21 protein-coding genes are annotated in these 26,223 nt (G+C 71.1%); 14 read left to right on the top strand and 7 right to left on the bottom strand.

Features of this window, described 5'->3' with window-relative positions:
* Positions 1-58: 58 nt before the first annotated feature.
* From YWW_RS0122140 to YWW_RS0122130, 3 genes are all read right to left on the bottom strand, one after another.
* Positions 59-1,003 carry an RNA polymerase sigma-70 factor gene (locus YWW_RS0122140; protein ID WP_026931827.1) on the bottom strand — a complete coding sequence of 315 codons (945 nt, stop codon included), beginning with the start codon at positions 1,001-1,003 and terminating at the stop codon, positions 59-61.
* A gap of 60 nt (positions 1,004-1,063) precedes the next feature.
* On the bottom strand, positions 1,064-1,831 hold the full coding sequence (locus tag YWW_RS0122135) for a single stranded DNA-binding domain-containing protein (RefSeq protein ID WP_026931826.1): 768 nt from the start codon (positions 1,829-1,831) through the stop codon (positions 1,064-1,066).
* A gap of 215 nt (positions 1,832-2,046) precedes the next feature.
* The gene (locus tag YWW_RS0122130; protein WP_155830331.1) at positions 2,047-2,964 is read right to left on the bottom strand and encodes a hypothetical protein; all 918 of its coding nucleotides are present in this window, start codon (positions 2,962-2,964) and stop codon (positions 2,047-2,049) included.
* A 484-nt stretch (positions 2,965-3,448) separates the two neighbouring features.
* Here YWW_RS0122130 and gltB point away from each other — a divergent pair, with 484 nt between their 5' ends.
* From gltB to YWW_RS0122090, 8 genes are all read left to right on the top strand, one after another.
* Entirely contained in the window at positions 3,449-7,933 is a 4,485-nt protein-coding gene (gltB, locus tag YWW_RS0122125; protein ID WP_026931824.1) for a glutamate synthase large subunit, read from the top strand.
* Positions 7,926-9,395, top strand: a complete 1,470-nt coding sequence (locus YWW_RS0122120; protein ID WP_026931823.1) for a glutamate synthase subunit beta — start codon at positions 7,926-7,928, stop codon at positions 9,393-9,395. Before gltB ends, YWW_RS0122120 begins: the two co-directional genes overlap by 8 nt.
* 224 nt (positions 9,396-9,619) lie before the next feature.
* Positions 9,620-11,029: a pyruvate kinase gene (gene pyk, locus YWW_RS0122115; protein ID WP_081687673.1), complete on the top strand. Its 1,410-nt coding sequence runs from the start codon at positions 9,620-9,622 to the stop codon at positions 11,027-11,029.
* On the top strand, positions 11,029-11,925 hold the full coding sequence (locus YWW_RS0122110; RefSeq protein ID WP_026931821.1) for an acyl-CoA thioesterase: 897 nt from the start codon (positions 11,029-11,031) through the stop codon (positions 11,923-11,925). Before pyk ends, YWW_RS0122110 begins: the two co-directional genes overlap by 1 nt.
* Before the next feature lie 112 nt (positions 11,926-12,037).
* Positions 12,038-12,283, top strand: coding sequence for a ribbon-helix-helix protein, CopG family (locus YWW_RS0122105; RefSeq protein ID WP_081687672.1), 246 nt, complete (start codon positions 12,038-12,040; stop codon positions 12,281-12,283).
* 2 nt (positions 12,284-12,285) lie between these two features.
* A complete protein-coding gene (locus YWW_RS0122100; RefSeq protein ID WP_211228658.1) occupies positions 12,286-12,717 on the top strand; it encodes a type II toxin-antitoxin system VapC family toxin in 432 nt (143 codons plus the stop codon).
* 263 nt (positions 12,718-12,980) lie between these two features.
* Positions 12,981-15,155, top strand: coding sequence for an acyltransferase family protein (locus tag YWW_RS32255; protein ID WP_051326177.1), 2,175 nt, complete (start codon positions 12,981-12,983; stop codon positions 15,153-15,155).
* Positions 15,156-15,241: 86 nt separating this feature from the next.
* Complete coding sequence (locus YWW_RS0122090) at positions 15,242-16,441, top strand: sulfotransferase family protein (RefSeq protein ID WP_026931818.1); 1,200 nt, start codon at positions 15,242-15,244, stop codon at positions 16,439-16,441.
* On the opposite strand, the gene YWW_RS0122085 is transcribed toward YWW_RS0122090, so the two are convergent.
* Entirely contained in the window at positions 16,438-16,950 is a 513-nt protein-coding gene (locus YWW_RS0122085) for a GNAT family N-acetyltransferase (RefSeq protein WP_035699077.1), read from the bottom strand. The two genes, YWW_RS0122090 and YWW_RS0122085, sit on opposite strands and share 4 nt — an antisense overlap.
* Positions 16,951-17,178: 228 nt before the next feature.
* On the opposite strand from YWW_RS0122085, the gene YWW_RS0122080 reads away from it, so the two are divergent.
* Genes YWW_RS0122080 through mnhG form a run of 6 tightly spaced genes read left to right on the top strand, consistent with a single transcriptional unit; the run spans position 17,179 to position 23,215 of the window.
* The gene (locus tag YWW_RS0122080) at positions 17,179-20,037 is read left to right on the top strand and encodes a Na+/H+ antiporter subunit A (protein ID WP_026931816.1); all 2,859 of its coding nucleotides are present in this window, start codon (positions 17,179-17,181) and stop codon (positions 20,035-20,037) included.
* Positions 20,034-20,477: a Na(+)/H(+) antiporter subunit C gene (locus YWW_RS0122075; RefSeq protein WP_026931815.1), complete on the top strand. Its 444-nt coding sequence runs from the start codon at positions 20,034-20,036 to the stop codon at positions 20,475-20,477. The genes YWW_RS0122080 and YWW_RS0122075 overlap by 4 nt, the downstream gene beginning before the upstream one ends.
* Positions 20,474-22,012: a Na+/H+ antiporter subunit D gene (locus YWW_RS0122070; RefSeq protein WP_026931814.1), complete on the top strand. Its 1,539-nt coding sequence runs from the start codon at positions 20,474-20,476 to the stop codon at positions 22,010-22,012. Before YWW_RS0122075 ends, YWW_RS0122070 begins: the two co-directional genes overlap by 4 nt.
* Complete coding sequence (locus YWW_RS0122065; RefSeq protein ID WP_026931813.1) at positions 22,009-22,587, top strand: Na+/H+ antiporter subunit E; 579 nt, start codon at positions 22,009-22,011, stop codon at positions 22,585-22,587. Before YWW_RS0122070 ends, YWW_RS0122065 begins: the two co-directional genes overlap by 4 nt.
* Complete coding sequence (locus YWW_RS0122060; protein ID WP_026931812.1) at positions 22,584-22,844, top strand: MrpF/PhaF family protein; 261 nt, start codon at positions 22,584-22,586, stop codon at positions 22,842-22,844. The genes YWW_RS0122065 and YWW_RS0122060 overlap by 4 nt, the downstream gene beginning before the upstream one ends.
* Positions 22,841-23,215: a monovalent cation/H(+) antiporter subunit G gene (mnhG, locus tag YWW_RS0122055; protein ID WP_026931811.1), complete on the top strand. Its 375-nt coding sequence runs from the start codon at positions 22,841-22,843 to the stop codon at positions 23,213-23,215. The genes YWW_RS0122060 and mnhG overlap by 4 nt, the downstream gene beginning before the upstream one ends.
* Here mnhG and YWW_RS0122050 read toward each other — a convergent pair.
* The 3 genes from YWW_RS0122050 to YWW_RS32250 all read right to left on the bottom strand — a co-directional run.
* Entirely contained in the window at positions 23,195-24,247 is a 1,053-nt protein-coding gene (locus YWW_RS0122050) for a phosphotransferase (RefSeq protein ID WP_155830330.1), read from the bottom strand. The genes mnhG and YWW_RS0122050 overlap by 21 nt on opposite strands.
* 86 nt (positions 24,248-24,333) lie before the next feature.
* Positions 24,334-25,401 (bottom strand): LacI family DNA-binding transcriptional regulator, encoded by a 1,068-nt coding sequence (locus tag YWW_RS0122045; protein ID WP_026931809.1) that lies wholly within the window; start codon positions 25,399-25,401, stop codon positions 24,334-24,336.
* A gap of 90 nt (positions 25,402-25,491) precedes the next feature.
* On the bottom strand, positions 25,492-26,223 hold a 732-nt coding region (locus YWW_RS32250; RefSeq protein WP_035704894.1), incomplete at its 5' end, for a beta-galactosidase small subunit.

The following is a 26,223-nucleotide window of genomic DNA, read 5'->3' as shown; positions in this document are numbered from 1 at the left end:
AACCGGACGGCGGCGCGATTCCTGACAGGCGCGGGGTATGAAGACAGTCACATGGGCGTCACCAGGCGTGCAGCAGCGGCTCCCCGTGGTCGGACGCCGTCCACCGGCGCGTGATGCGGTCGAGCTTGTCCGGGTTGACCTGGTTGCGGACCCCGCTGATGCCCTCGGGTGTCCACTCCAGCGACATGACGCCGACGACCCGGCCGTCGACGACGGCCAGCGCCGCCGCCTCGCCGTTGACGACCGCGGCGTAGACGGCGGGCCTGCCGCCGAGCATGTCGCGTTTGCCCGCGGAGGGCTTGAACAGGCCGCGTATGAACTTCGCCACCTCCAAGGCGCCGACCACGACCTTGGCGCGTGCGGGGACCTTGCCGCCGCCGTCGCCGATGCTGATCGCGTCGTCGGTCAGGAGCTTGAGCAGCGGCTCGGTCTGCCCGGTGGCGGCGGCGGCGAGGAACTCCTCGACGACGCGCCGGGCCGCGGCCGGATCGATCTCGGCGCGGGAGCGGCCGTCGGCGATGTGCCGCTTGGCGCGGTGGTAGGTCTGCTGGCTGCCGGCCTCGGTGACGTCGAGGATCTCGGCGATCTCGGCGTGCGGGTAGGCGAAGACCTCGCGCAGGACGTAGACGGCGCGCTCGTTGGGGGAGAGCCGCTCCATGAGCAGGAGCATGGCGAGGGACACCGACTCGCGCTGCTCGGCGGTGTCGGCCGGGCCGAGCATCGGGTCGCCGTCGAGGACCGGCTCGGGCAGCCACTCGCCCACATAGGCCTCCCGCCTGGCCCGCGCCGAGGTCAGCTGCGTCAGGCACAGGTTGGTGAGCACCTTGGTCAGCCACGCCTCGGGCACCTCGATCTGGTCCCGGTCGGCGGCGTCCCAGCGGAGGAAGGTCTCCTGGACGGCGTCCTCGGCCTCACTCGCGGAGCCGAGCAGGCGGTAGGCGATGGCCCCCAGGCGTGCCCTGGAGGCCTCGAAGAGATCGACCTCTTGCGAACGCAGCGACATGGATCGATCCTAACCGCGCGCGGGCGACACCGGCGAAGGAGCGAATGCGCGCCCCGTTCGTCACTCCACGCGCTGGACGCAGTAGATCGCGGTGATCGAGTCGATCTCGGGGTCCCACTCGCGACCGGCCGACACGGCGGTGTCGGTGAAGTAGTACTGGTCCCACTCGTAGCCCTCGCAGGCGTCGTTGGCCGCGACCGCGTGCCACTCGTCCTCGGGGTCGGGGTCCTCGGGGCTCTGTGCGATGTGGAGCACCAGCCAGTAGGCGGTCTCGGAGTCGCAGGGGACGACGTAGAAGCCCTCTTCGACGTTCTCGATGCACTCGTCGACCTCGGGCGCGCGGTAGACGGCCTCGTCGGGGTCGGTGGTCGTCTCCTCGGGGCTGGGCTCGTCCTCGGTCGTCTCCTCTTCTTCGGAGGGGCTCGCCGACTCGCTGGTGGCGTCGTCGGCGATGACCGGGTCCTCCTCCTCATCGCCGCCGAAGGTCATGCCGATGATGATCGCCCCGGCCGCGATGGCCACGACCACGACGATGAGGGTCGCGATCAGCGGCGTGTTCGACGATCCGCTCGGCGGCGCGGGCGCGGGCTGCCCCGGCTGGAACGCCTGCCCCGTCGTCGGGTACCCCTGGTTGGGGGGCACGCTGCCGGGCGCGACGCTCATCGGCGGGTTCGTCGGGTAGCCGGGCTGGCCGTAGGACGGCTGGCCGTACGAGTCGGGGCGGGCGTAGGGGTCGGCGTCGGTGTTGAAGTGCTGGGGCTGCGAGGGCTGGCCGTACCCGGGCTGCTGCTGACCCGGGTCATAGGGGTTCGGGGGCGGGTAGCTCATGTGGTTCTCCGTTGCATCGCGCCGGGCAGGGGCGTGGACTGAGGCCCACGGTCAATCATATGAGGCGCGTGCGACTCACGCGAAAACGACCGGGGCGGCCCCGATTCCGCGGAATCGGGGCCGCCCCGGTCGTTTTCGCGGTCAGCACACGGTGCTGACGACAGCGGTGCGGGCCGCCTCATCGAAGACCGAAACGGCCCGCATGCCCGGCTCTGCTAGACGGCGTCGTCGGCGCAGATGATGCCGCCGGTGCGCCCCAGCAGGTCGGTGACCGGCCAGTAGTAGGCGCCGCCGGAGCAGTTGGCCGCCTCGGCCTCGGCGTCCGCGTCGGTCATCTCGACGGGCGGGTCGACCGGGATCGCGTCGACGACCTCGTACACCGCGCTGGCCGAGCTGCAGTCGACGGTCCACCAGTCGCTCGAGTCGTCGAAGCAGTCGCCCACGTCCGGCGTCTTGGGGAGCTGGTCCGACTCGTTCGGCTCCTGGATGGCCTCCAGGCAGAAGAACTGGTCGGTCATGCTGGTCGTCTGGTCGTACACGAAGTTGTAGTCGGTCCACGGCTGGCCGGGGATCCGCGAGGCCACGTTCTCGCCGCAGATGCCCTGCGCGTCCGCGACGTCCATGACGTCGCCGCCGGAGATCATGACGCTCGCCTCGTTGTCGACCGTCGTGATGGTCCAGAACGCCGACGGGTCGGAGCACTCGACGATGAAGTCGGCGTCGGTGGCGACACCGGGCTCCTGCGGCATGCAGTCGCCCTCTTGGGCCTGCTCGGCCGCCTCGGCCTCCTCGTTGCTGAGCGTCGTGTCGCCGGCGTCGTCGCTCGAGCCGCTGTCGTTCATGAAGACGCGCACGGCGATGACGATGCCGATCACCACGATGGTGCCGACGGCGCCCAGGATCTTGGCGGTGAAGCCGCCGCCCTTGCCGCCGCTCGGCGCCGGAGGCATGGGCGGCGGGGGAGCGCCGTAACCGCCGCCGGGCTGCTGAGGCGGCGGGTACCCGGGCTGCTGCTGGCCGTAGCCGGGCTGCTGCGGGGCGTACCCACCCTGCTGCGGGGGAAATCCCGGCTGCTGAGGCTGCTGGCCGTAACCAGGGGGCGGAGGGTTACCGCCGGGTGGGGGATAGGTCATTGGTGAATAGCTCCTTGAAAACGTACTGTTGCAGTGCCGACGATGGTCGGCGGCTGTCGCCATGGCTGTGCCAGGGGTGGCTTGCGAACGTCGCCATGACCCTCCCAGGGGGGACCGACAGGTTTCACCCTGGAGTGCCAGGGGCGGCTAGCCGGTTCCACCACGGCAGGTGCCTCGATCACGGTGATGGGCGCCGTGCGATCACAACACTCTAACCATTGGCCGCAATGCCGCCGCGCGCCGATCCCACTCGTAAAACACGCGTTACACGCCCATGACGGCACGATCGGGCAGTGGGCGCGACACGCGGGCGGAAAACGGCCGGAGCTGCTCGGATAGTAGGACGATGGTGTCCGCTAGATGAGCGATGCATTACACTCGTCTGACACTTTGCATTCTTTCGGGCCGACGTCGTCCCGTATGAAATACCGCCGTGTTCCAGCGCCCCACGAGCTGGAGCCCTCGACGACGAAGGAGGCCAAGGTTGCGTTCTGCCCTGAACAACGAACCAGGTCTTTACCGCCCCGAATGGGAACACGACGCCTGCGGCGTCGCCTTCGTTGCGGACATGCAAGGCCGGGCCGCCCACAGCGTAGTCGAGCGCGGCCTCTCCGCTCTCGTCCGCATGGAGCACCGCGGCGCCACCGCCCCCGATCCCGACTCGGGCGACGGCGCCGGCATCATGCTCCAGATCCCCGACGCCTTCTACCGCGACGTGGTCGATTTCACCCTGCCCGCGCCCGGCCACTACGCCGCCGGGCTGGTCTTCACCCCCGTCGACGACGAGGACGCCGCCGCCCGCGCGCGCGCCATCGTCGAGAAGTACGCCGTCGCCGAAGGCTGCCGCGTCGTCGGCTGGCGCGAGGTGCCCGTCGACCCCGCCGGCCTCGGCGCCGGCGCCCTGGCCTCCATGCCGAGCGTCAGCCAGGTCTTCCTCGCCGCCGAGGACGAGGCCGCGGCCGGGATCGAGCTCGACCGGCTCGCCTACGCCGTGCGCAAGCAGGCCGAGCGCGAGATCCGCGAGCGCCGGCTCGACGGCGCCGCCATCGTCGGCCTCTCCGCCCGCACCATCGTGTACAAGGGCATGCTGACCCCCGCCCAGGTGCCGCAGTTCTATCCCGACCTGCGCGACGAGCGGCTCGTCAGCGCCATCGCTCTGGTCCACTCCCGCTTCTCCACGAACACCTTCCCGTCCTGGCCGCTGGCCCACCCGTTCCGGATGGTCGCCCACAACGGAGAGATCAACACGATCCGCGGCAACCGCAACTGGATGACCGCCCGCCAGGCCGAGCTCGCCAGCGAGCACCTGCCCGGGCGCCTGCGGCGCCTGTTCCCGGTCAACACGCCCGGCGGCTCCGACTCCCTCGCGTTCGACGAGGTCGTCGAGCTGCTGCACCTGGGCGGGCGGAGCCTGCCCCACGCGATGCTCATGATGATGCCCGAGGCCTGGGAACACAACGCGACCATGGACCCCAAGCGGCGCGACTTCTACCGTTACCACGCCGCGATCATGGAGCCGTGGGACGGCCCGGCCGCGGTCTGCTTCACCGACGGCACCCAGATCGGCGCCGTCCTCGACCGCAACGGTCTGCGCCCCGCCCGCTGGTGGCGCACCACCGACGACCTCGTCGTCCTCGCCTCCGAGGCCGGCGTCGTCGACTTCGAGCCCAGCCAGGTCGCCGAGAAGGGCCGCCTGACGCCCGGCCGCATGTTCCTGGTCGACACGGCCGCCGGCCGCATCGTCGACGACGAGGAGATCAAGGACGAGCTCGCCGGCGAGCACGCCTACGGCGACTGGCTCCACGCCGGGCTCATCCGGCTCGAGGAGCTGCCCGAGCGCGAGCACGTCACCTACACCGCCGAGTCGGTGCGCCGCCGCCAGCTCACCTTCGGCTACACCGACGAGGAGCTGCGCCTCATCCTCGCGCCCATGGCCGCCTCCGGCGCCGAGCCGGTCGTCTCCATGGGCTCGGACACGCCCGTCGCGGGCCTGTCCAAGCGCCCCAAGCTGCTGTACGACTACTTCACGCAGCTGTTCGCGCAGGTCACCAACCCGCCGCTCGACGCCATCCGCGAGCAGCTGGTCACCGCCCTGGGCACCATGATCGGCCCCGAAGGGAACATCCTCGAGCCCGGGCCGCACTCGTGCCGCCAGATCGAGCTGGCCCGCCCCGTCCTCGACAACGACGAGCTCGCCAAGATCCTCCACATCGACGACGACGGCGACATGCCCGGCTTCAAGGCCGTGCGCGTTTCCGGCGTCTACAAGGTCCGCCACGGCTCGCGCGGCATGAAGGACCGCCTGACCGAGATCTGCCGCCACGTCTCCGAGGCCATCGAGGACGGCGTGCGCATCCTGGTGCTGTCCGACCGCGACTCCACGGCCGACCTCGCGCCGATCCCCTCGCTGCTGCTCACCGCCGCCGTCCATCAGCACCTGGTGCGCGAGCAGACCCGCACCAAGGTCGCGCTCCTGGTCGAGACCGGCGACTGCCGCACCGTCCACCACGCCGCGGTCCTCCTCGGCTACGGCGCCGCCGCCGTCAACCCGTACCTCGCGTTCGACTCCATCGAGGAACTGTGCGACTCCGGCGTCATCGACGCCGAGCCCGCCCAGGCCGTGCGCAACTACATCGAGGGCCTGTGCAAGGGCGTGCTCAAGGTGATGTCCAAGATGGGCATCTCCACCATCGCCTCCTACACCGGCGCCCAGGTCTTCGAGGCCGTTGGCCTCGACGCCGACTTCGTCGGCCGCTACTTCAAGGGCACCGACTCCCGCATCGGCGGCATCGGCCTCCAGACGCTCAGCAAGGAGGTCGCCGAACGGCACCGCCGCGCCTACGAGCGGGCCGTCGACCCCGTCCAGCCGTTGCCGCCCGGCGGCGACTACCAGTGGCGCCGCGACGGCGAGATCCACCTGTTCAACCCCGAGACGGTGTTCCTGCTCCAGCACGCCACCAAGTCCGGCCAGTACGACGTCTTCAAGCGCTACACCGAGAAGGTCAACTCCCTGGCGGCCGACTCGGGTCTCCTGCGCGGCATGCTCGACTTCGACACCGCCTCACGGGAGCCGATCCCGGTCGACGAGGTCGAACCGGTCGAGGACATCGTCAAGCGGTTCCACACCGGCGCCATGTCCTACGGCGCGCTCTCCCAGGAGGCGCACGAGACCCTCGCGATCGCCATGAACCGTCTCGGCGGGCGCTCGAACTCCGGCGAGGGCGGCGAGGACGTCGACCGCCTCTACGACCCCGAGCGGCGCAGCGCCATCAAGCAGGTCGCCTCCGGCCGCTTCGGCGTCACCAGCGAGTACCTGGCCACGGCCGACGCCATCCAGATCAAGATGGCCCAGGGCGCCAAGCCCGGCGAGGGCGGCCAGCTGTCGGGCAAGAAGGTCCACCCGTGGATCGCGAAGACCCGCAACGCCACGCCGGGCGTGGGGCTCATCAGCCCGCCGCCGCACCACGACATCTACTCGATCGAGGACCTCGCGCAGCTCATCCACGACCTCAAGCACGCCGGAGGCGGCGACGCCGAGGTCCACGTGAAGCTCGTCAGCGAAGTCGGCGTCGGCACCGTCGCCGCGGGCGTCTCCAAGGCCAAGGCCGACACGATCCTCATCTCCGGCCACGACGGCGGCACCGGCGCGGCCCCGGCCAACTCGGTCAAGCACGCCGGGACGCCCTGGGAGATCGGCCTCGCCGAGGCCCAGCAGACCCTCATCCGCAACGGCCTGCGCGACCGCGTCAAGGTCGAGGTGGACGGCGCGATGAAGACCGGCCGCGACGTGGTCATCGCCGCGCTCCTCGGCGCCGAGGGCTACGGCTTCGCCACCGCGCCGCTGGTCGTCGCCGGATGCGTCATGATGCGCGTGTGCCACCTCGACACCTGCCCGGTGGGCGTGGCCTCCCAGGACCCGATCCTGCGCGAGCGCTACAACGGCCAGGCCGAGCACGTGGTCAACTTCTTCCGCTACATCGCCCAAGAGGTCCGCGAGCTGCTCGCCGCCCTCGGCTACCGCTCCCTCGACGAGGCCGTCGGCAACGTCGAGCGGCTGCGCCAGATCCCCGGGGAGGGCCGCAAGGCCGCCCGCATCGACCTGTCGAACGTCATCGCCGCGCCCGTCGAGGGCCCGCGCGTCCGCGTCCGCGAGCAGGACCACGAGGTCGAGCGGACCCTGGGCGCCGAGCTGGTCGAGATCGCCAGGCCCGCCATCGAGGAGGGCCGCACCGTCGCCGCCGAGCTCGCGATCCGCAACACCGACCGCTCGGTCGGCGCGCTCCTGGGCGCCGCGGTCAGCCGCGCCCACCGCGAGGGCCTGCCGGACGGCTCGGTCGACCTGGTCTTCCGCGGCACCGCCGGGCAGTCCTTCGGGGCCTTCCTCACCCGCGGGGCCACGTTCAAGCTCGTCGGCGACGCCAACGACTACCTCGCCAAGGGCCTCTCGGGCGGCCGCATCGTGGTGCGGCCCGACGCCGGGGCGCCCTTCCGCGCCGAGGACAACATCATCGCCGGGAACACCATCCTCTACGGCGCCACCTCCGGCGAGGTCTACATCCGCGGCAAGGTCGGCGAGCGCTTCGCCGTCCGCAACTCCGGGGCCGTCGCCGTCGTCGAAGGCGTCGGCGACCACGGCTGCGAGTACATGACCGGCGGCACCGTCCTCGTCCTCGGGCCCACCGGACGCAACTTCGCCGCCGGCATGTCCGGCGGCGTCGCCTACGTGTGGCGCCTGGACGAGGGCCGCACCAACACCGCGCTGGTCGACCTCGACGAGCTCGGCGCCGCCGACATCGACCTGGTGCACAACCTGCTGCTGCGCCACGGCCGCGCCACCGGCTCGGCCGTGGCCGCCGAGCTGCTCGGCAACTGGCCCAAGGCCGCCGGCGGCTTCACCAAGGTCATTCCCACCGAGTACAAGGCCGTGCTCGCCGCCCAGGAACAAGAGAAGGAGGCGCAGCATGCCTGACCCGAGCGGATTCCTCCGACACGGCCGCCAAGTGCCCAAGAAGCGGCCGATCCCGCTGCGCGTCCTCGACAACCGCGAGGTCTACGAGCGCGCCGACGGCGAACTGGTCAAGGCCCAGGCCTCCAGGTGCATGGACTGCGGCATCCCGTTCTGCCACAACGGCTGCCCCCTGGGCAACCGGATCCCGGAGTGGAACGACCTGGCCCGCACCGACCAGTGGGGCGCCGCGATCGAGCAGCTCCACGCCACCAACAACTTCCCCGAGTTCACCGGCAGGCTCTGCCCCGCCCCGTGCGAGGCCGCCTGCGTGCTCGGCATCGGCGACGACCCGGTGACGATCAAGAACATCGAGGTCGAGATCATCGACCGCGCCTTCGACGACCAGAACGTCGTGTCGCGCCCGGCCGAGCGGTCCACCGGCAAGTCCGTCGCCGTCGTCGGCTCGGGACCGGCCGGCCTGGCCGCCGCCCAGCAGCTGGCGCGCGCCGGACACGCCGTCACCGTCTACGAGCGCGATGACGCGCCCGGTGGCCTGCTGCGCTACGGCATCCCCGACTTCAAGCTCGAGAAGCACCACATCGACCGCCGCGTGGCGCAGATGCGGGCCGAGGGGGTGGAGTTCGCCTGCGGCGTCAACGTCGGCTTCGACCTGTCCGCCGACGACCTGCGCGAACGCCACGACGCCGTCATCCTGGCCGTCGGCGCCCTCGAAGGCCGCGAGACCGACCAGAGCGGCCGCGAGCTCGCCGGGATCCACCAGGCCATGGAGCACCTCGTCGGCGCCAACCAGGTCGTGGCGGGCAAGGCCCCGTTCGCGCCCATCGACGCGCGCGGCAAGCACGTGGTCATCATCGGCGGCGGCGACACCGGCGCGGACTGCCTGGGCGTGGCCCACCGGCAGGGCGCGGCCTCGGTGCGCCAGCTCGACCTGTACCCGATGCCGCCCGAGGAGCGGGACGCCGGGAGCGACCCGTGGCCGACCTGGCCGGTCATCGTGCGCGACTACCCGGCCCACGAGGAGGGCGGGGAGCGGAACTACGGCAGCGCCGCCGCCGAGTTCATCGGCGACGAGCGCGGCCACGTCCGCCAGATGCGCCTGAGCGAGGTCACCGTCGACAAGTCCTCGGGCCGCCGCGTCGTCACCCCGGTGCCCGGCACCGAGCGGATCGTCCCGGCCGACCTGGTCCTGCTGGCGATCGGCTTCGCCGGCACCGAGGACCAGCAGCTGCTGCGCCAGCTCGGCATCGAGCGCAACCGCCGCGGCGTCCTCGAGTGCGGCGACGACTGGCAGACCGACGCGCCCGGCGTGTTCGTGGCCGGCGACGCCCACCGCGGCGCCTCGCTGATCGTGTGGGCGATCGCCGAGGGCCGCGCCGCCGCCGCGGCGGCCCACCGGTACCTCGGAGGCGAAGTGGCGCTTCCCGAGCCGGTCACCGTCGACGCGCAGCCGCTCACCGCATGAACGCGAATACCGGAATTGCGCGCGGGAGGCCCGCCGAATTCGGGCCCGCGAGCGCCACCGCCACCGGACGGCGCTTTCACGGCCGCCCATTCGGCACGCCCGCCCGCGCGCAATTCCGCCTATCTCCAATGTGCAGTCCGACCCCATTCGCCCCCCGGTGAATTCCACCTCTCAACTGCGGTGACCTCGCGAGTGCGAATCGGCGTCCGATATAAGCTCGCAAGGTGACTCGTAGAGCAAAAATCGTCTGCACCATCGGGCCCGCGACGGCCACGCCCGATCGCATGGCCGGCCTGATCGACGCCGGTATGAACGTCGCCCGAATGAACTTCAGCCACGGCACTCAGTCCGATCACGAGGCCGTCTATCAAATGGTCCGCGAGGCGGCCGAGGCCGCCGGCAAGCCCGTCGCCATCCTGGCCGACATGCAGGGCCCCAAGATCCGCCTCGGCACCTTCGAGACCGGTTCCGAGCAATGGGACGCCGGCGACCGCGTCCGCATCACCTCCGAGGACGTCGAGGGCACCCACGACCGCGTCTCGTGCACCTACAAGAAGCTCCCCGGCGAGGTCACCAAGGGCGACCGGCTCCTGGTCGACGACGGCAAGCTGGCCCTGGAGGTCCTCGGCGCCGACGAGACCGACGTCGAATGCCTCGTCGTCGAGGGCGGCCCCGTCTCGAACCACAAGGGCCTGTCCCTGCCGAACGTGGCCATCTCCGTGCCCGCCCTCTCGGAGAAGGACATCTCCGACATGAAGTTCGCGCTCAACCTGGGCGTGGACCTCATCGCCATGTCGTTCGTGCGCCACCCCGACGACGTCCGCCTCGGCCACAAGGTCATGGACGAGGTCGGCGTGCGGCGCCCGATCATCGCCAAGGTCGAGAAGCCCGAGGCCGTTGACCGCCTCGAGGAGGTCGTGCGCGCCTTCGACGGCGTCATGGTCGCCCGCGGCGACCTGGGCGTCGAGATGCCCCTCGACGAGGTGCCGATCGTGCAGAAGGAGATCGTCCGCCTCTGCCGCGAGAACGCCAAGCCGGTCATCGTCGCCACCCAGATGCTCGACTCGATGATCGAGAACGCCCGGCCCACCCGCGCCGAGGTCTCCGACGTCGCCAACGCCGTCCTCGACGGCACCGACGCGGTCATGCTCTCCGGCGAGACCTCGGTCGGCAAGTACCCGATCGGGACCGTCCGCACGATGGCCAAGATCGTCGAGACCACCGAGAGCGGCCCCATCGGCGTCGTCCACATGGAGCACGACCCGAAGACCAAGCCCGGTGCCATCACCGCCGCCGCCGCCCAGATCGCCGACTCGATCGGCGCGAAGGCCCTCGCGGCGTTCACGCAGACCGGCGACACCGTCAAGCGCCTGGCCCGCCTCAAGCCGAACCTGCCGATCGTGGGCATGACCTCGATCGAGTCGGTGCGCAACCAGATGGCGCTGTCGTGGGGCACCGAGTCCTACCTCGTCGAGCACGTCGACCACACCGACGCCATGTTCCAGCTGGTCGACAAGACCATGCAGGAGCACGGACTGGCCGCCCCCGGCGACCTGGTCGTCATCGTGGCGGGCACCCCGGCCGGCACGCCGGGCTCGACCAACACCGTCCGGGTCCACCAGATCGGCTCGTAGTGGGCGAGGTACTCGTCGGCCAGGACGCCGTGGACTCGCTCCTCGGCGTCCTCGACCTCGAACAGATCGACACCGGCCTGTACCGCGGGCCGCGGGCCGAGGTCGGCCTTCAGCGCGTCTTCGGCGGCCAGGTGGCCGGGCAGGCGCTCGTCGCCGCCGGACGCACCGTCGCCCCCGAGCGGCGCGTCCACTCCCTGCACGGCTACTTCGTGCGGCCGGGGGACTCTTCGAAGCCGATCCTCTACCAGGTGGAGAACATCCGCGACGGCCGCTCCTTCTCGGTCCGCCGCACGGTGGCCCTCCAGGGCGGGCGCACGATCTTCTTCATGTCGGCGTCCTTCCACACCGGCGAGGACGGCCTGGAGCACGGCGACGGCGCACCCGAGGGCCTGCCGGCCCCCGAGGCCGTGCCGACGATCGCCGAGCGCCTCAAGGCCGACCCGGACCGCCTGAGCATGTGGGCGCGCATCCCGCGCCCGATCGACGTGCGCTACCTGGGCGGATCGGGCTACTTCCGCTCCGGTGAGCGCCCGGCCGAGCCCAGGCAGCGGGTGTGGATGAAGGCCGACGGGAAACTGCCCGACGACCCGCTCATCCACGTGTGCGTGCTGACCTACGCCTCGGACCTGACGCTGCTGGACTCGGTGCTGAGCCGCCACGGCGCGGTGTGGGGCCCCGGCGGCTACCTGGGGACGAGCCTGGACCACGCGCTGTGGTTCCACCGGCCCTTCCGCGCCGACGAGTGGATCCTGTACGACGCCGAGTCGCCGACGGCTTCCGGCGGCCGCGGCCTGGCCCAGGGCCGCTTCTTCGACCGCGACGGCCTCCACATCGCCTCGGCCACCCAGGAGGGCCTGCTGCGCGAGACCCCGGAGATGCCGCCGGGCGTGCCGTAGACCGAGCAGCCGATCAGCGAGAGGGGGCGGCCCGCCGCAGGCGGGCCGCCCCCTCTCGCCGTTTGAAGGCTGGTACCACCTATGCGATGCCTATGGGTGGTACCATTCACTCATGAGACGCAAAAACACGGTTTACCTCGATGAGGAGATGGAGCTTCGCCTCGCGGCGATCGCTCGCTCCACCGGAGTGACCAAGGCCGAGCTCATTCGGCGCTACCTGGCCAAGGGCATCGAGGAAGCCCGGCGAGAGGAGCGTCCGAAGCCGTTTCCCACGTTCAAGAGCATGAAGCCCATGACTGTCGAGGAGATGGACGAGGCGATCTACCAGAGCATGAAGCGGCGGGTGTCCAAGCGGTGATCGTGGTCGCCGACACTTCCGGGCTCCTGGCCGCCTTTGACGAGAACGACCAGGTGCACGAGGCGGCCGCGCGCGTCGTGGACACCAGGACGCTGCTGATCTCCCCGTTGGTGCTCACCGAACTTGATTACCTCACAAGGAGGGAAAGGGGGTTCGGCTTCGCGACGGCGGTGCTCGAGACGATGCTGAGCCGCTTCAAAAGCGGCTTCTACAGCCTTGCCAAGGTAGACGTCGACGATTTCGAAACTGCCTATGAGGTTCGGGGTGAATACGCCGGTCTGGAGCTGGACCTCGCGGACACCATCGGCGTAGCCCTGGCTCATCGGTATGGCACGAACGAGATCTTCACCCTCGACCAGCGCGACTTCAGGGCGATCAAGCCGCTGACCGCCGGGTTCGACGCGTTCAAGATCCTCCCCTACGACGTGGATTGACGGCGCCGGGACGGTTCCTTCGGCATACGGCCGCCGCTCCTTCCTTACGACGCCGACTGACGAGGACCGCCGGCCGCGCAGCGGTCGGCGCGATCGCATAGGCGTGCAAATGAGATGAATACCACGATCTCCGATCCGCTCGTTACCAATGGGTTGAAAATGGTATGGTCACCAACCGCGCCCGGTATCGATCCCCCGATTGTCAGCCCAGTGATGCCCGACTGGGAAACCCTGCCCGGTGAACCGTTCGGAGACCTATATACATGCGTCTGACCAACGCACCACGAGCGACGACACAACCGCAGAACGACGGCGAGGCCGCCGAGGAACCGGCCGCGAAGGAACGGCCGAGCCACTGGCGCCCCGACATCGAGGGCATGCGGGCCGTGGCCGTGGGCGTCGTCATCGCCGCGCACATCGGCTTCCCCTACATGGCGGGCGGCTTCATCGGCGTCGACGTGTTCTTCGTGATCTCCGGCTTCCTGATCACCTCGCTGCTGCTGCGCGAGATCGACCGCACCGGCCGCATCTCCCTGGCGGGCTTCTACGCCCGCCGTGCCGTGCGGCTCCTGCCCGCCGCCGCGGTCGTCCTGCTGGCGACGCTCACGGCCGCCTGGATCTGGCTGCCGCGCACCAGACTCGGCGAGATCGCCGCCGACACCGCCGCCGCCGCGCTCAACGTCGTCAACATCCGCCTGGCCGCCGAGGGCACCGACTACCTCAACGCGGACGTCGAGCCCTCACCGCTGCAGCACTTCTGGTCGCTCGCGGTCGAAGAGCAGTTCTACCTCGCGTGGCCGCTGATCCTGCTGGCCATCGCCCTGCTCGGCGCCAAGTTCGGCAAGCCCGGCAGGTTCCAGGCCCGCCCGAACCGCGGTGCCGTCCGCACCGTGGTCATAGCCGCGTTCCTGGCCGCCGTCGCCGCCGGCTCGTTCTACCTGAGCGCCACCCAGACCATCGACGACCCCGTCTGGTCCTACTTCGGCATCCACACGCGCGCCTGGGAACTCGCCGTCGGCGCGCTCATCGCCCTCGGCGCGGCCCGCCTCCGGCGCGTCCCCGCGCCGCTCGCCGCGCTCGCCTCCTGGGCGGGCCTGGCCCTCGTCGTCGCCTCCGTGTTCGTCCTCGACGAGCGCACGATCTTCCCCGGCTACGCCGCCGCCCTCCCCGTCGCGGGCGCCGCCCTGGTCATCGCCGCCGGATGCGTCCCCCACCGCGGCGGCGCGACGGTGCTGCTCGGCATCGCGCCCGCCCAGTACGTCGGCAAGATCTCCTACGGCCTGTACCTGTGGCACTGGCCGCTCATCATGATCGGCCCGGTCGTGCTCGGCCTCGACGACCCGCGCGTGCGCCACCTCCTGATGCTGATGGTCGTCGCGTTCATCCTCGCCGTCGCCACCTACCACCTGGTCGAGAACCCGATCCGGACCCGCAGGCCGCTGGTGCAGGTGCCCTCGCGCGCCCTCGCCATGGGCGGCGGGCTCATGGTGTGCGCGCTGGCGGCCTCGTTCATCGCCGTCACCCAGCCCGTCCAGAACCAGGACGCGGAGACGGCCGCCGAGGTCACCGGCGACGACCTGACCGTGTGGCAGCTCATCGACGACTCCTCCGACGTGGGGGATGTGCCGGCCAACCTGACGCCGCCGCTCGACAACGCCCGCGAGGACAAGCCGCTGCCCTACGCCGACGGCTGCGTGACCATGCAGGAGCCCACCGAGCTGGCCGAGGACTGCTGGTACGGCGACCCCGACGGCGACAAGACCATGGTGGTCTTCGGCGACTCCCACGCGGTCCAGTGGTTCCCGCCGCTCAACCAGCTGGCGGAGGTCTCGGGCTGGAAGATGCTCGTCCTCTCCAAGGCCGCGTGCGCCGTGCCCGAGGTCGAGGAGTACAACTCCGAGCGCGGCCGCGAGTACACCGAGTGCACCGAGTGGCGCGAGAACGCGCTCGACGAGATCGACGACATCGCCCCCGACCTCGTCTTCGCATCCACCTCGGACAACAAGGAGCTGCTCGAGGACGACCCCGACCAGGCGTGGGTCGACGGCTGGACCGAGACCACCGAGCGGCTCACCGAGGCCGCCGGCGAGGTCTACGTCATGGCCGACACCGCCTGGGGCGTGGGCAACGTGCCCGACTGCCTCTCCCAGCATCCGGAGGACGCCACCGAGTGCGTCAACGACCTCGACGACGCCGTGCTCTTCCCCGAACGCCGGGAGCGGGCCATGGAGGCGGTCGAGGAGGCCGGGGCGCAGGTGATCGACCCGGTCCCGTGGATCTGCGACACCGAAGAGGGCAAGTGCCCCGTCGTGGTGGGCAACCTCCTGGTCTACCGCGACGACAACCACCTGTCCTCGCGCTTCGCCGCGGAGCTCGCCCCGCAGCTCGCCGCCGCCCTGCCGTTCGAAGACGAGTCCGGAGGGGCCGAGGCGGGGTGAACGCCTTGGCCCGCAAGAGGTTCCATATTGGGGCGTTCAAATGTAAGCTGGCTTCACCGTTAAGGCCCGCCAAAGGAGAAGCCGCAATGCACCGAGTCGCCCCTTGGCTCAAGGCCGTCAACACCGTGCTCGCCCCCACCGTCGCGGGCCGGCGGGGCAAGGTCGACAAGGTCGTCGAGCGGGCCGTCCGCACGGCCGAGGCGAAGACCGACGGCACCGCCTCGGGCGACGAGCGCTTCATCGAGGAGATGCGCTTCCTCCTCGGCTGCTTCGCCGAGGTCGACGGGCTCACCCCCAGCGGCTGGGCGGGCACCGTCGGGGACGTCACCACCCGGCTGGAGAACCGCTTCCGCATCCGCAGGCTCCACGCCCGCCACCCCGAGATCGCCGACGAGCCGATCGAGCGCCCCATCGTCGTCGTCGGCATGCCCCGCACCGGCACCACCGTCACCCACCACGTCCTCGCCTCGCCCGCCGCGCACCGCGCCCCGCTGATGTGGGAGCTCCTGCACACCGACCTCGGCGACATCCCGGAGGAGACCAGAGCCGAGTACATCAAGCGGGCCGCCCGGGTGGCCGAGGGCGCGGTCAAGGCCGCGCCGATCATGCGCCACATCCACCTGCTCGGCGCCGAGCACCCCGAGGAGTGCGTGTTCGTGCTGCCCCACGGCCTGCTCTACCTCGTGCGCGCCCACATGCCCCGCTACGAGCAGTGGATGCTCGACCGCGACTACACGCCCGACTACCAGTACCTCAAGCAGGCCCTCCAGGTCCTCCAGCACGGGCGCGAACGCCGCCGCTGGGTCCTCAAGTCCCCGGCGCACCTGTGGAACCTCGACGTGCTGCTCAAGGTCTTCCCCGACGCGCAGGTGGTGTGGACCCACCGCGACCCGGCCGCGGTCCTGGGCTCCATGTGCTCCCTGGCCGAGACCAGCATGTCCGTGCACATGCACCGCGTCGACCCGCACCAGATCGGCCGGACCTGGCTCGGGGTGCTCGCCACCGGCGTCGGCCGGGCCTTCGCCGCCCGCCGGGAGCTGCCCGAGGACACCCTCGTCGACGTGCCCCACCGGCACCTGACCGAGGCGCCCGGCAGGCGGCTGCCCGAGCTGTTCGAACGCCTCGGCGCCACCTGGGGCGAGGAGGAGCGGCGCAGCCTCGAAGGGCTCCTCGACCGGCCCGGCGGCAGCGGCCACCACTACGAGCTGTCCCGCTACGGCATCACCGACGCCGAGATCGAGCGGGCCTTCGGCGACTACCGCCGCTTCATCGCCGGGCTCGCCTAGAGTTCGAGCGCGTACCCCCACAGCAGCACGTCCGGCAGCGGCCTCCAGTCGAGCCGCGGCGCGCGCTCGAAGCCGAGCCGCTCGTAGATCCGGTGCGCCGCCTTCATCTCCCGCTGGCTGCACAGGACGACGCGCTTTGCCTCGGCCCGCCGGGCGCGTTCGACGCAGGCCGTGGCGAGCGCCGTGCCGACCCCGCGCGTCCGCCCCGCCGGATCGACCGCGAGCGCGCGGATCTCGGCCTCCCCGGCCCCGGCGAGCTCGGCCAGGGGGCTGCCGGGCGGCACCAGCGTCACGCCGCCGAGCACCCGGTCGCCGTCGGCGGCCACGAGCACCTCGGCGCCCCCGACGACGCGTGAGCCGACGTCCCGCAGGAAGGCGGCGTACGGATCGTCCGCGCCGCGCAGGAAGCCGTCCTTGAGATAGGCGCTCACGATCATGTCGCCGAGCACCGCGTGCTCGGCCTCGCTCACCGGCCGGATCGCGAAGACGGGGGAAGAGGGTTCTCGCATGGAGGCATTCTCGCTCACCGAGGCGACGTTCCGCACCCGCCTTGTCCGCGTGACGGGACCCGGCCGGAGCGGCGACGAGCATCACTGTCCGCTGCGCGGACGGACCCGCACCATATCGGATCGGACTCAGTAGACGCTCGAAAGTCCGGGGCGCCGAGTTTGGCGGTGACGGTCTCGGAACGGATAGTCTGAGTGCCAGATCGGCGTGATCATTTCCTTGGGGGTCGTTTGCTCGGGCTGCTTGCCGGCTATGCCGCGGTTTCGGTGCTCGCCCCTGCCCTCGTGCGCTGGTGGGGACGCAAAGCGATGTACGCGGTCGCGCTCGTTCCGGCGGCGACCTTCGCCTGGGCGCTGACGCACACCGGCACGATCCGCTCGGGCGCCGCGGTGACCGAGACCTACCCGTGGGTGCCGCAGCTCGGCCAGGAGCTCGCGTTCCGCATGACCGCCTTCCCATGGGTCATGGTGCTCCTCGTCAGCGGCGTCGGCGCCCTCGTGCTCGCCTACAGCGCCCACTACTTCGCGGCCGACGAATGGGGGCTGGGCCGGTTCGCCGCCGTCTTCCTCGCCTTCGCCGGCGCCATGTTCGGCCTGGTCGTCGCCGACGACCTGCTCCTGCTCTACGTCTTCTGGGAGCTGACCACCGTCTTCTCCTACCTCCTGATCGGCCACGACCCGACCAGGCGCGCGAGCCGCTGGGCGGCGATGCAGGCGCTCATGGTGACCACCTTCGGCGGCCTGGCGATGCTCGTGGGCTTCATCATGCTCGGCCAGCACGCCGACTCCTACCGCCTGTCGACGGTGGTCGACCACCTGCCCGGCGGCGCCTACCTGGTGGTCGCCCTCGTCCTGATCCTCCTGGGCGCCCTGTCGAAGTCGGCCCTCTTCCCGTTCAGCTTCTGGCTGCCCGCCGCCATGGCCGCGCCGACGCCGGTCAGCGCCTATCTCCACGCCGCCGCCATGGTCAAGGCCGGCGTCTTCCTGATCGGCGTGCTCACCCCCGTGTTCGCCTCGGACTCGCCGTGGCAGCAGATCATCTGGGTCTGCGGCGCGCTCGCGTTCCTCTTCGGAGGGTGGACGGCGCTGCGCCAGACGGACCTGAAGCTCATGCTCGCCTACGGGACGGTCAGCCAACTGGGCATGATCGGCATCGTGCTCGCGGGCGGCACCCGTACCGCCGCGCTCGCCGGGGCCGCCCTCCTGGCCGCCCACGCCCTGTTCAAGGCCACGCTGTTCCTCGTGGTCGGCATCGTCGACAAGTCGACCGGCACCCGCCAGATCCACTCGCTCAGCGGGCTCGGCGCCCGCAGGCCCGCCTTGGCCGCCGTCGCCGTCCTCGCCGTCGCCTCGATGATCGGCCTGCCGCCGACCTTCGGCTTCGTCGCCAAAGAGGCGATGCTGGAGGCGTTCTGGGAGGGCGACGCCTGGTACCGGGTGATGCTGGTGTGCCTCATCGCCGGGTCCGCGCTGACCGTCGCCTACGGGCTGCGCTTCCTGTGGGGCGCCTTCGCCCGGAAGCCCGGCCTGGACGACAGCCCCGCCGAGCGGGTCGGCCTCGGATTCCTCTCCCCGGCGGCGCTGCTGGCGCTCGCCGGGCTCGCCGCGGGCCTCACGGCCGGGCTCGCCGCCGGCCCCGACGGCATCCTGTCGGTCTACGCCGGCCGCTACCCCGGCACCGGCCACATCTACCACCTGGCACTGTGGCACGGCCTCACGCCCGCCCTCGCCATGTCCGCGGCGGTCTTCGCCGCGGGCCTCCTGATCTACCTGGCGACCAACCGGACCGAGGCGTGGAAGTCGGTGCGGATGCCCTTGACCGCCAAGGAGGTGTACCGACGCGCCATCGGCGGCGTCGACCGGCTGGCGGTCGAGCTGACCGGCGGCACCCAGCGCGGTTCCCTGCCGTTCTACCTCGGCGTCATCCTCATCGCCCTCGTCGCGCTCGGCGGGGGCCTGTTGATCGCCGGCGGCCCCTGGCCGCTCGAGGCGCGCCTGTTCGACACCCCGCTCCAGCTGGCGGCGGGCGGCGCCATCGTCGCCGCGGTCGTCTCGGCCGCGCTCGCCCGGCGGCGCCTCACCGCGATGATCCTCGCCGGCGTCTCCGGCTACGGCGTGGCCGCGCTGTTCGTCCTCCACGGCGCCCCCGACCTGGCGCTCACCCAGTTCCTCGTCGAGACCGTCACCATGGTCATGTTCGTGCTGGTGCTGCGCCGCCTGCCGGCCCGGTTCTCGGAGCGGCCCCTGAAGAAGGTGCGGCGCTTCCGCGTCGCCATCGGCATAGCGGTCGGCGTCGTCGCCGCGGGCATGGCCTACGTGGCGGTCGGCGCCCGGCAGGACGAGCCCGTCTCGACGCTCTTCCCCGACCTGGCCGTCTCCTACGGCGGCGGCGAGAACATCGTCAACGTGATCCTGGTCGACATCCGCGCTTGGGACACGATGGGGGAGATCGCGGTGCTCCTGGTCGCCGCCACCGGCGTGGCGAGCCTGATCTTCGGACGCGACCGGGCGCTGCTGCGCCGCGGCGGCTCCCGCCCCGCGCCGCCGAAGACCGGTGAGCACGTCCGCTGGCTCGCCCGGCCCGAACCGGAGGGCAGCCGCCAGGCGATCATCCTCCAGGTCGTGACGCGCCTGCTGTTCCACACCATCGTCCTGTTCTCGATCTACCTGCTGTTCACCGGGCACAACGACCCCGGAGGCGGCTTCGCCGGGGGACTCGTGGCGGGGCTGGCGCTGGCGGTCCGCTACCTGGCCGGCGGACGCGCCGAGCTCAACGCCGCCGCCCCCGTCGACGCCGGGCGGCTCCTCGGCACCGGCCTGCTCATCTCGGTCGGCACCGGCGCCGCGGCGATGCTGCTGGGCGGCGAGGTGCTTCAGAGCGCCGTCCTCGACTTCCACCTGCCGCTGATCGGGCACGTCCACTTCGTGACCTCGGTCTTCTTCGACATCGGCGTCTACCTGATCGTCATCGGACTGGTCCTGGACATCCTGCGCAGCCTCGGCGCCGAGCTCGACCGCCACCACGAGTCCGGAGACGAGCCCGAGAGCGGCACCGGCACGATGCCCGTGCCCGAGAAGGAGGCCGCATGACCCCGAACCTGGTGTACGTGATCGTGATCGGCGTGCTGTTCGGCGCCGGAGTGTCGCTGCTGCTGGAGCGCACCCTCACCCGGGTGCTGATCGGCGTGATCCTGCTCGGCAACGGCGTCAACGTGCTCATCCTCATGGGCGGCATGCCCGGGACACCGCCGATCGTCGGCGAGACCGCCCAGGACCGCATGAGCGACTCGCTGCCGCAGGCGATGATCCTGACCGCCATCGTGATCACGCTCGGAATCACCGCGTTCCTCCTCGCGCTCGCCTACCGGAGCTGGCAGCTTCTCGGGCACGACGAGGTGCAGGACGACGCGGAGGACCGCCGCATCATGGACCTCGCCGAACGCGACGAGGGGCCGCACGCCAAGGAGCACGACTCCGACGACCCGCCGACCCCCGTCGACGACGTGGCCCCCGGGCGGGCGGGCCGATGAGCCACCTCGTCCCGCTCCCGGTGATCATCCCCCTGCTGGGGGCCGCGCTGACGCTGATGATGGCGCGCGCCCCGCGCGCCCAGCGCGCGGTGAGCGTGATCGCGCTGACGGCCACGCTCGTCGTCGCCGCGGCGCTGCTGGCGGTGACGTTCGTCGAGGGCCCGCAGGTCGTGGCCGTCGGCGGCTGGGCGCCGCCGCTGGGGATCGTCCTCGTCGCCGACAAGCTCGCCGCGCTCATGCTGGTGGTCTCGGCCGCGGTGACGCTGTGCGTCCTGGTCTACTCGATCGGGCAGGGCCTGGCCGACGGCAGCGACGAGACGCCGCTGTCGATCTACCACCCGACCTACCTCGTCCTGACCGCCGGCGTCACCAACGCCTTCCTGTCGGGCGACCTGTTCAACCTGTACGTCGGCTTCGAGGTCCTGCTCGTGGCGAGCTACGTGCTGCTCACCCTCGGCAGCACCGAGAACCGCATCAGAGCCGGGACCACGTACGTCGTCGTCAGTCTGCTGTCCTCGGTGATCTTTCTCAGCGCCCTCGGGCTGGTGTACGCCTCGACCGGCACGCTGAACATGGCCCAGCTCGCGGGCCGCTTCGACGAGCTGCCGGACAACCTGCGCCTGATCCTCCAGGGGATGCTGCTGCTGGCCTTCGGCATCAAGGCCGCGGTGTTCCCGCTCTCGGCGTGGCTGCCCGACAGCTACCCGACCGCGCCCGCGCCCGTCACCGCCGTGTTCGCCGGCCTGCTGACGAAGGTCGGCGTCTACGCCATCATCCGCACCGAGACGCTCCTGTTCCCCGACGGGCGGATCACCGACGTCCTCATGGTGATCGCGCTGCTGACGATGGTCGTCGGGATCCTCGGCGCCGTCGCGCAGTCCGACATCAAACGTCTGCTGTCCTTCACGCTCATCAGCCACATCGGGTACATGGTCTTCGGAGTCGCGCTGACCAGCGTCTCCGGCCTGTCCGGCGCGATCTTCTACATCGCGCACCACATCACGATCCAGACCGCGCTGTTCCTCGCCGCGGGCCTGGTGGAGCGGCGCGGCGGCACGACCTCCCTCGAACGGCTCGGCGGCCTGGCCCGGGTCGCTCCGCTGCTGTCCGTCCTGTTCTTCGTCCCGGCGCTCAACCTCGCCGGGATACCGCCGTTCTCGGGCTTCCTCGGCAAGCTCGGCCTGCTCCAGGCCGGTGTGGACGACGCCGGGCCGCTCGCGTGGGTCGTCGTCGCCGGCGGGGTCCTCACGAGCCTGTTGACGCTGTACGCGATCGGCCGGGTCTGGAACCTGGCGTTCTGGCGCGCCCCCCACCCCGACGTGCCCCGCGACGAGGCCGAGGCCGAAGCCGAGCCCGAGCAGTCCACGCCGATGCTGCCGAAGCTGATGGTGGCCCCCACGTGCGCGCTGGTCGCGTTCAGCGTCGCGCTCACCTTCGTGGCCGGTCCGCTGTTCGAGTTCACCTCCGAGGCCGCCGAGGACCTCCTGACCCGGACGCCGTACATCGAGGCGGTCTTCCCGGACGGTGCGCCATGAGGGCCGCCAATCCGCCGACCCGGCGCGACCGCATTCGCACCCAGGTCATGGCCGTGATCGCCCTGACCGTGGTGTGGAACCTCCTGTGGGGCGCGTTCACGTGGGCGAACCTGTTCAGCGGCATCCTGGTGTCGGCGGCCGTCGTGATCTTCTTCCCGCTCCCGCCGGTCGAGTTCGACGGCCGCGTGCGCCCGCTCGGCCTGCTCAACTTCGCGCTGCGGTTCATCGCCGACCTCGTGGCCGCCAGTGTCCAGGTCGCCGTGCTCGCCTTCCGCTTCGGGCATCGGCCGACCAGCGCGATCGTGGCGGTGCCGCTGCGCATCCGCTCGGACCTGAACATGACGCTCGTCGCCGAGGCGGTCTCGCTGATCCCCGGCAGCCTCATCGTCGAGGCCGACCACGAGACCACGACCCTCTACATCCACATGCTCGGCGTCGAGGACGAGGAGCACCTGGAGCGGCTCCGGGAGCACGTGCTGCGGCTGGAGGACCGCCTCGCGCGGGCTCTGGGCTCCGATGAGGAGCTGCGCAGGTGCGGCATCGACCCGAGCGAACGAAAGGAGCGCCGATCGTGACCGTCGCCGCCATCGCCGTGGCCGCCCTGCTCACCGCCGCCGGTGCGCTGACCCTCATCAGGATCGTCCGCGGGCCGTCCACGCTGGACAGGATCGTCGCCACCGAGGTCCTGCTGGCGATCACCGCCTCGGCCATCGCCGCCGAAGCCGCGTTCACCAGGGACCCGACCTCGCTGCCGGTCCTGGTGGTCCTGGCGATCCTCGGGTTCACCGGCTCGGTCGCCGTCTCCCGCTTCATCACCAGGGAGAAGCCGTGACGGTCGCGGGCGTCCTCGACGCGATCGCCGCGGTCTGCATGGTCGCGGGGGCCGTGCTGAGCCTGTCCGCCGGGGTCGCCCTGCTGCGCTTCCCGGACCTGCTCAGCCGCATGCACGCCGCGGCGAAACCGCAGGTGCTCGGACTGCTGCTGATCCTCACCGGCTGCGCCATCAGGATCGGGACGGTCATCGACATCACGACGATGGTGCTGATCGCGGTGTTCCAGCTCGCGACGGCCCCGGTGGCGGCCCACATGGTCGGCCGGGCGGCCTACCGGGAAGGCCGCGTCCGCGCCGAGCTACTGCTGGCCGACGAACTCGCGCCGGACGCGGACAAGTTCACCGACAAGTCACGCGACGACTCCCGCTGACGGCCCGCCGGAAGACGAGCGGCGTGAACGGCGCGGTCCCGCTCCCGAGACGAGCCGCCGCGAACCGCCCGGACGGATTCCGGGCCGCCGCGACGCTCCATCATGCCCCATGATCGGGCTGAGCGCGGGGTCGTCGCCGAGCCGTAACCCGAGCCGGGACTCCGCCAAGTCGAGATGCCAGTCGACGGCCTCGGGCGAAGCGGTGCGAATCGCCCGAGCCAGTTGCCGGAGCATCCACCACGCCCAGTACAGCCGCAAGGTGTCCGGAGGGATACGCTCGGCGAGGATCTCGTCCAGACGGAACGCCGCCGCGGTCTCCACGGGGTCGGCGTCGGGCGACCGCACGAACCATTCCCGGTCGAACCGGGTCTGGACGAGGGCGAAAAGCCGATCGCCGCGGTAGGCCCCCAGGTTCCAGTCCACCACGCCCGTCGCGGCGCCGCTCTCGTCGAAGAGGACGTTCGCGCCGGACAGGTCGACGTGGACCAGGTCGGCGCCGACCATTCCATCAGGCGCCCGTTCGGTGATGCGAACGATCTGCTCGAGTACGCGACGGCTGCGAGGACCGTGGCCGGCCAGGACCTCGTGCCGCGGATCCGAGCCGCCCCCGCGAGGGCTGCACTGCGGCGGCGCCGGCACCTCGGGCCGGGCCGCGAGCGCGTCCGCGAATCGGTCGTTGATCCCCACGATCGCCTCCATTCTCGCGGGGCTCAGCCGCTGCGGCGACGCGCTCGGCAGCCGCTCTTGCACGAAGAACACGCCGTCGTCGAGCTGGACGACCAACTCGTGCCGCGGCACCGGCAGACCACTGTCCCGCACGTGGGCCAGGACTCCGGCGGTCCGCCTCGCCTCGGCGAGCGAACCCAGGAATCGGGTGACCACGGCCGGTCGCCCGTCCGGCCACTCGGCGTAGACCGCGCCCCCGAGCCTCCCGAACAGCGACCGGCCGGTCATCGTCAAGCCGGCGCCCGTGCGCCGGTTGATCTCCGAGACGATCCGTCGATCTCGCACTGCCGTGGGGGTGTGGTTCACATCGACCACCCTAGTCCGGGACGATCATCGCCGTCGTCTCCACGAGGCGGTCCGGCAGGGCTCGCACGAGCTCCCCGCTCCTCCGCTCAGGCGGCGGGCCGCTTCGGCGGCGCCACCGACTCGCGCACCACGATGTGCGTGCCCAGGACCACCGGCTCGGCGCCCGTGTCGGCGCGGCGCAGGCCGAGCCGCACCGCTTCCTTGCCCAACTCCTCATGCGGCACATGGACGGTCGTCAACGCCGGGGTGAGATCGGAGGCCAGCGGGATGTCGTCGAAACCGACCACCGACATGTCCTCGGGGACGCGCAGACCCGCCTCCCGCAAGGCCCGCAGCACTCCGGCGGCGACCATGTCCGTGGCCGCGAACACCGCCGTCACGTCGTCGCGTCCGGCCAGCAGCTCCTTGGCCAGCTCGTAGCCGCTGGCCTTGGTGAACTCGCCGGGCATCACGAGCGACTCGTCGAACTCGACCCCGAAGTCGGCGTAGGCCCGCCGCAGGCCCGCCACGCGCTCATCGGTGGTCGACAGGCCGAGCGCGCGGCCGAGGTAGCCGATCCTCCGGTGCCCCACCGACAGCAGATGCGAGGTCATCGCATAGGCCCCGCCCTCGTTGTCGTAGTGGACCACTGTCGCCGGGACGTTCTCGCCCAAGGAGGGCCGCCCGCACAGCACCAGCCGCGAACCGGACTTGTCGAGCGCCGTGGCGAAGTACCGCATCCGCTCGCGGTACTGCTCCCTGTCCCACGCCCCGCCGACGACGATGACGGCCTCGGCGTGCTGCTCGCGCATCAACTCAACCACTGCCAGCTCCCGCTCGGGGTCGCCGTGCGTCGTGCACAGCAGGCACAGCCGCCCCTCCGAGGCCGCCTGCTGCTCCACCCCGCGCGCGATGAAGGCGTAGAACGGCCCGGTCACGTCGTCGACGACGAACGCCACGGTCTTCGTCGTCGCCCCTGCCAGCGCCCGGGCGTGCGCGTTCACCACGTAGTCGAGCTCGCGCATCGCCCGCAGCACCTTGGCACGCGTCGCGGGCGCCACCGGGTAGTTCCCGGCCAGCACGCGCGACACCGTCGGCACGGACACCCCCGCCAGCGCCGCCACATCCCGGATCGTGGGGCGCTTCTCGCCGTCGGGCTTCGACTTCTTCGGCACGGGACGCCTTTCCTTCAGGGCTGTTGTCCCTCTCAGCCTAAATTACGGGCCGCGGCATCGCCCAGTTCGGAGTGATGCCGCGGCCCTCGGCTAGCGATCGGACACCTCGAAACCGACCGTGAACGCGGTCGGGCGGGGGGTGAGCCGGTGTTGTGGGAGTACGCCCGGTCCGCATGAGGCTGTGCCGATGCCCTGGAGTGCCGCGTCGAGGTTGACGTAGATCCGGTCGCGTTCGACCAGGTCTGTGGGGTGCTCGGCCGTGTCGAGGTCTTCGGAGGTCCACGGCCGCACGGTCAGTGCGAAGTGCGGGGCGCCGTGCACGGTGAGGCCGGGGCCCTCGCCGCTCAGGGTCGCCCAGCGGACGTCGGTGCGGGAGCCGTTCTCCTGCGGGAAGACGTACGGGGTCTGCATTTGGGCGACGGTGGCGCTGTGGCGGCCGATGCGGGCGGCGGCGCGGGTGTCGGCGTAGGCCTCGCCGGGCCCGCCACCGAACCAGGTGACATCATCAATATATCTCGGCAACGAGGCACGGAGACCCAGCCGCGGCAGCGGGAAGTCCCACTCGCCCTCGGGCGTCACCTCGACGGACAACCAGAGCAGCTCCCGCGCTTCGGCGAAGCACCGCCAGCGGTAGACCGCGCGCATCGCGGCGTCGGTCGCCGCCGCGGCCACCCTGGTGTCGACGGTGAGCTCGTCCTCGCCGACGGCCACGTCGAGCACCTTGTGCTCTAGGCGGTGCAGGCCTGCCTTGCGCCAGCGTTCGGCGATGCTGCCGTGCCAGCCGAGGCGGTCGTTGTCGGTGGGCGCGCGCCACAGGTCCAG

The organism is Glycomyces tenuis DSM 44171, from assembly GCF_000427885.1.
Taxonomy (GTDB): Bacteria; Actinomycetota; Actinomycetes; order Mycobacteriales; family Micromonosporaceae; genus Glycomyces; species Glycomyces tenuis.
The sequence above is the reverse complement of the archived record's forward strand: the minus strand, read 5'-3'. Positions and strand labels throughout refer to the sequence as shown.

What these genes read in the sequence shown, in the direction of transcription:
- YWW_RS0122140 (WP_026931827.1), bottom strand. Translation starts at nt 1,003, where the DNA reads ATGTCGCTGCGTTCGCAAGAGGTCGATCTCTTCGAGGCCTCCAGGGCA.
- YWW_RS0122135 (WP_026931826.1), bottom strand. Translation starts at nt 1,831, where the DNA reads ATGAGCTACCCGCCCCCGAACCCCTATGACCCGGGTCAGCAGCAGCCC.
- YWW_RS0122130 (WP_155830331.1), bottom strand. Translation starts at nt 2,964, where the DNA reads ATGACCTATCCCCCACCCGGCGGTAACCCTCCGCCCCCTGGTTACGGC.
- YWW_RS0122120 (WP_026931823.1), top strand. Translation starts at nt 7,926, where the DNA reads ATGCCTGACCCGAGCGGATTCCTCCGACACGGCCGCCAAGTGCCCAAG.
- YWW_RS0122105 (WP_081687672.1), top strand. Translation starts at nt 12,038, where the DNA reads ATGAGACGCAAAAACACGGTTTACCTCGATGAGGAGATGGAGCTTCGC.
- YWW_RS32255 (WP_051326177.1), top strand. Translation starts at nt 12,981, where the DNA reads ATGCGTCTGACCAACGCACCACGAGCGACGACACAACCGCAGAACGAC.
- YWW_RS0122090 (WP_026931818.1), top strand. Translation starts at nt 15,242, where the DNA reads ATGCACCGAGTCGCCCCTTGGCTCAAGGCCGTCAACACCGTGCTCGCC.
- YWW_RS0122085 (WP_035699077.1), bottom strand. Translation starts at nt 16,950, where the DNA reads ATGCGAGAACCCTCTTCCCCCGTCTTCGCGATCCGGCCGGTGAGCGAG.
- YWW_RS0122075 (WP_026931815.1), top strand. Translation starts at nt 20,034, where the DNA reads ATGACCCCGAACCTGGTGTACGTGATCGTGATCGGCGTGCTGTTCGGC.
- YWW_RS0122070 (WP_026931814.1), top strand. Translation starts at nt 20,474, where the DNA reads ATGAGCCACCTCGTCCCGCTCCCGGTGATCATCCCCCTGCTGGGGGCC.
- YWW_RS0122065 (WP_026931813.1), top strand. Translation starts at nt 22,009, where the DNA reads ATGAGGGCCGCCAATCCGCCGACCCGGCGCGACCGCATTCGCACCCAG.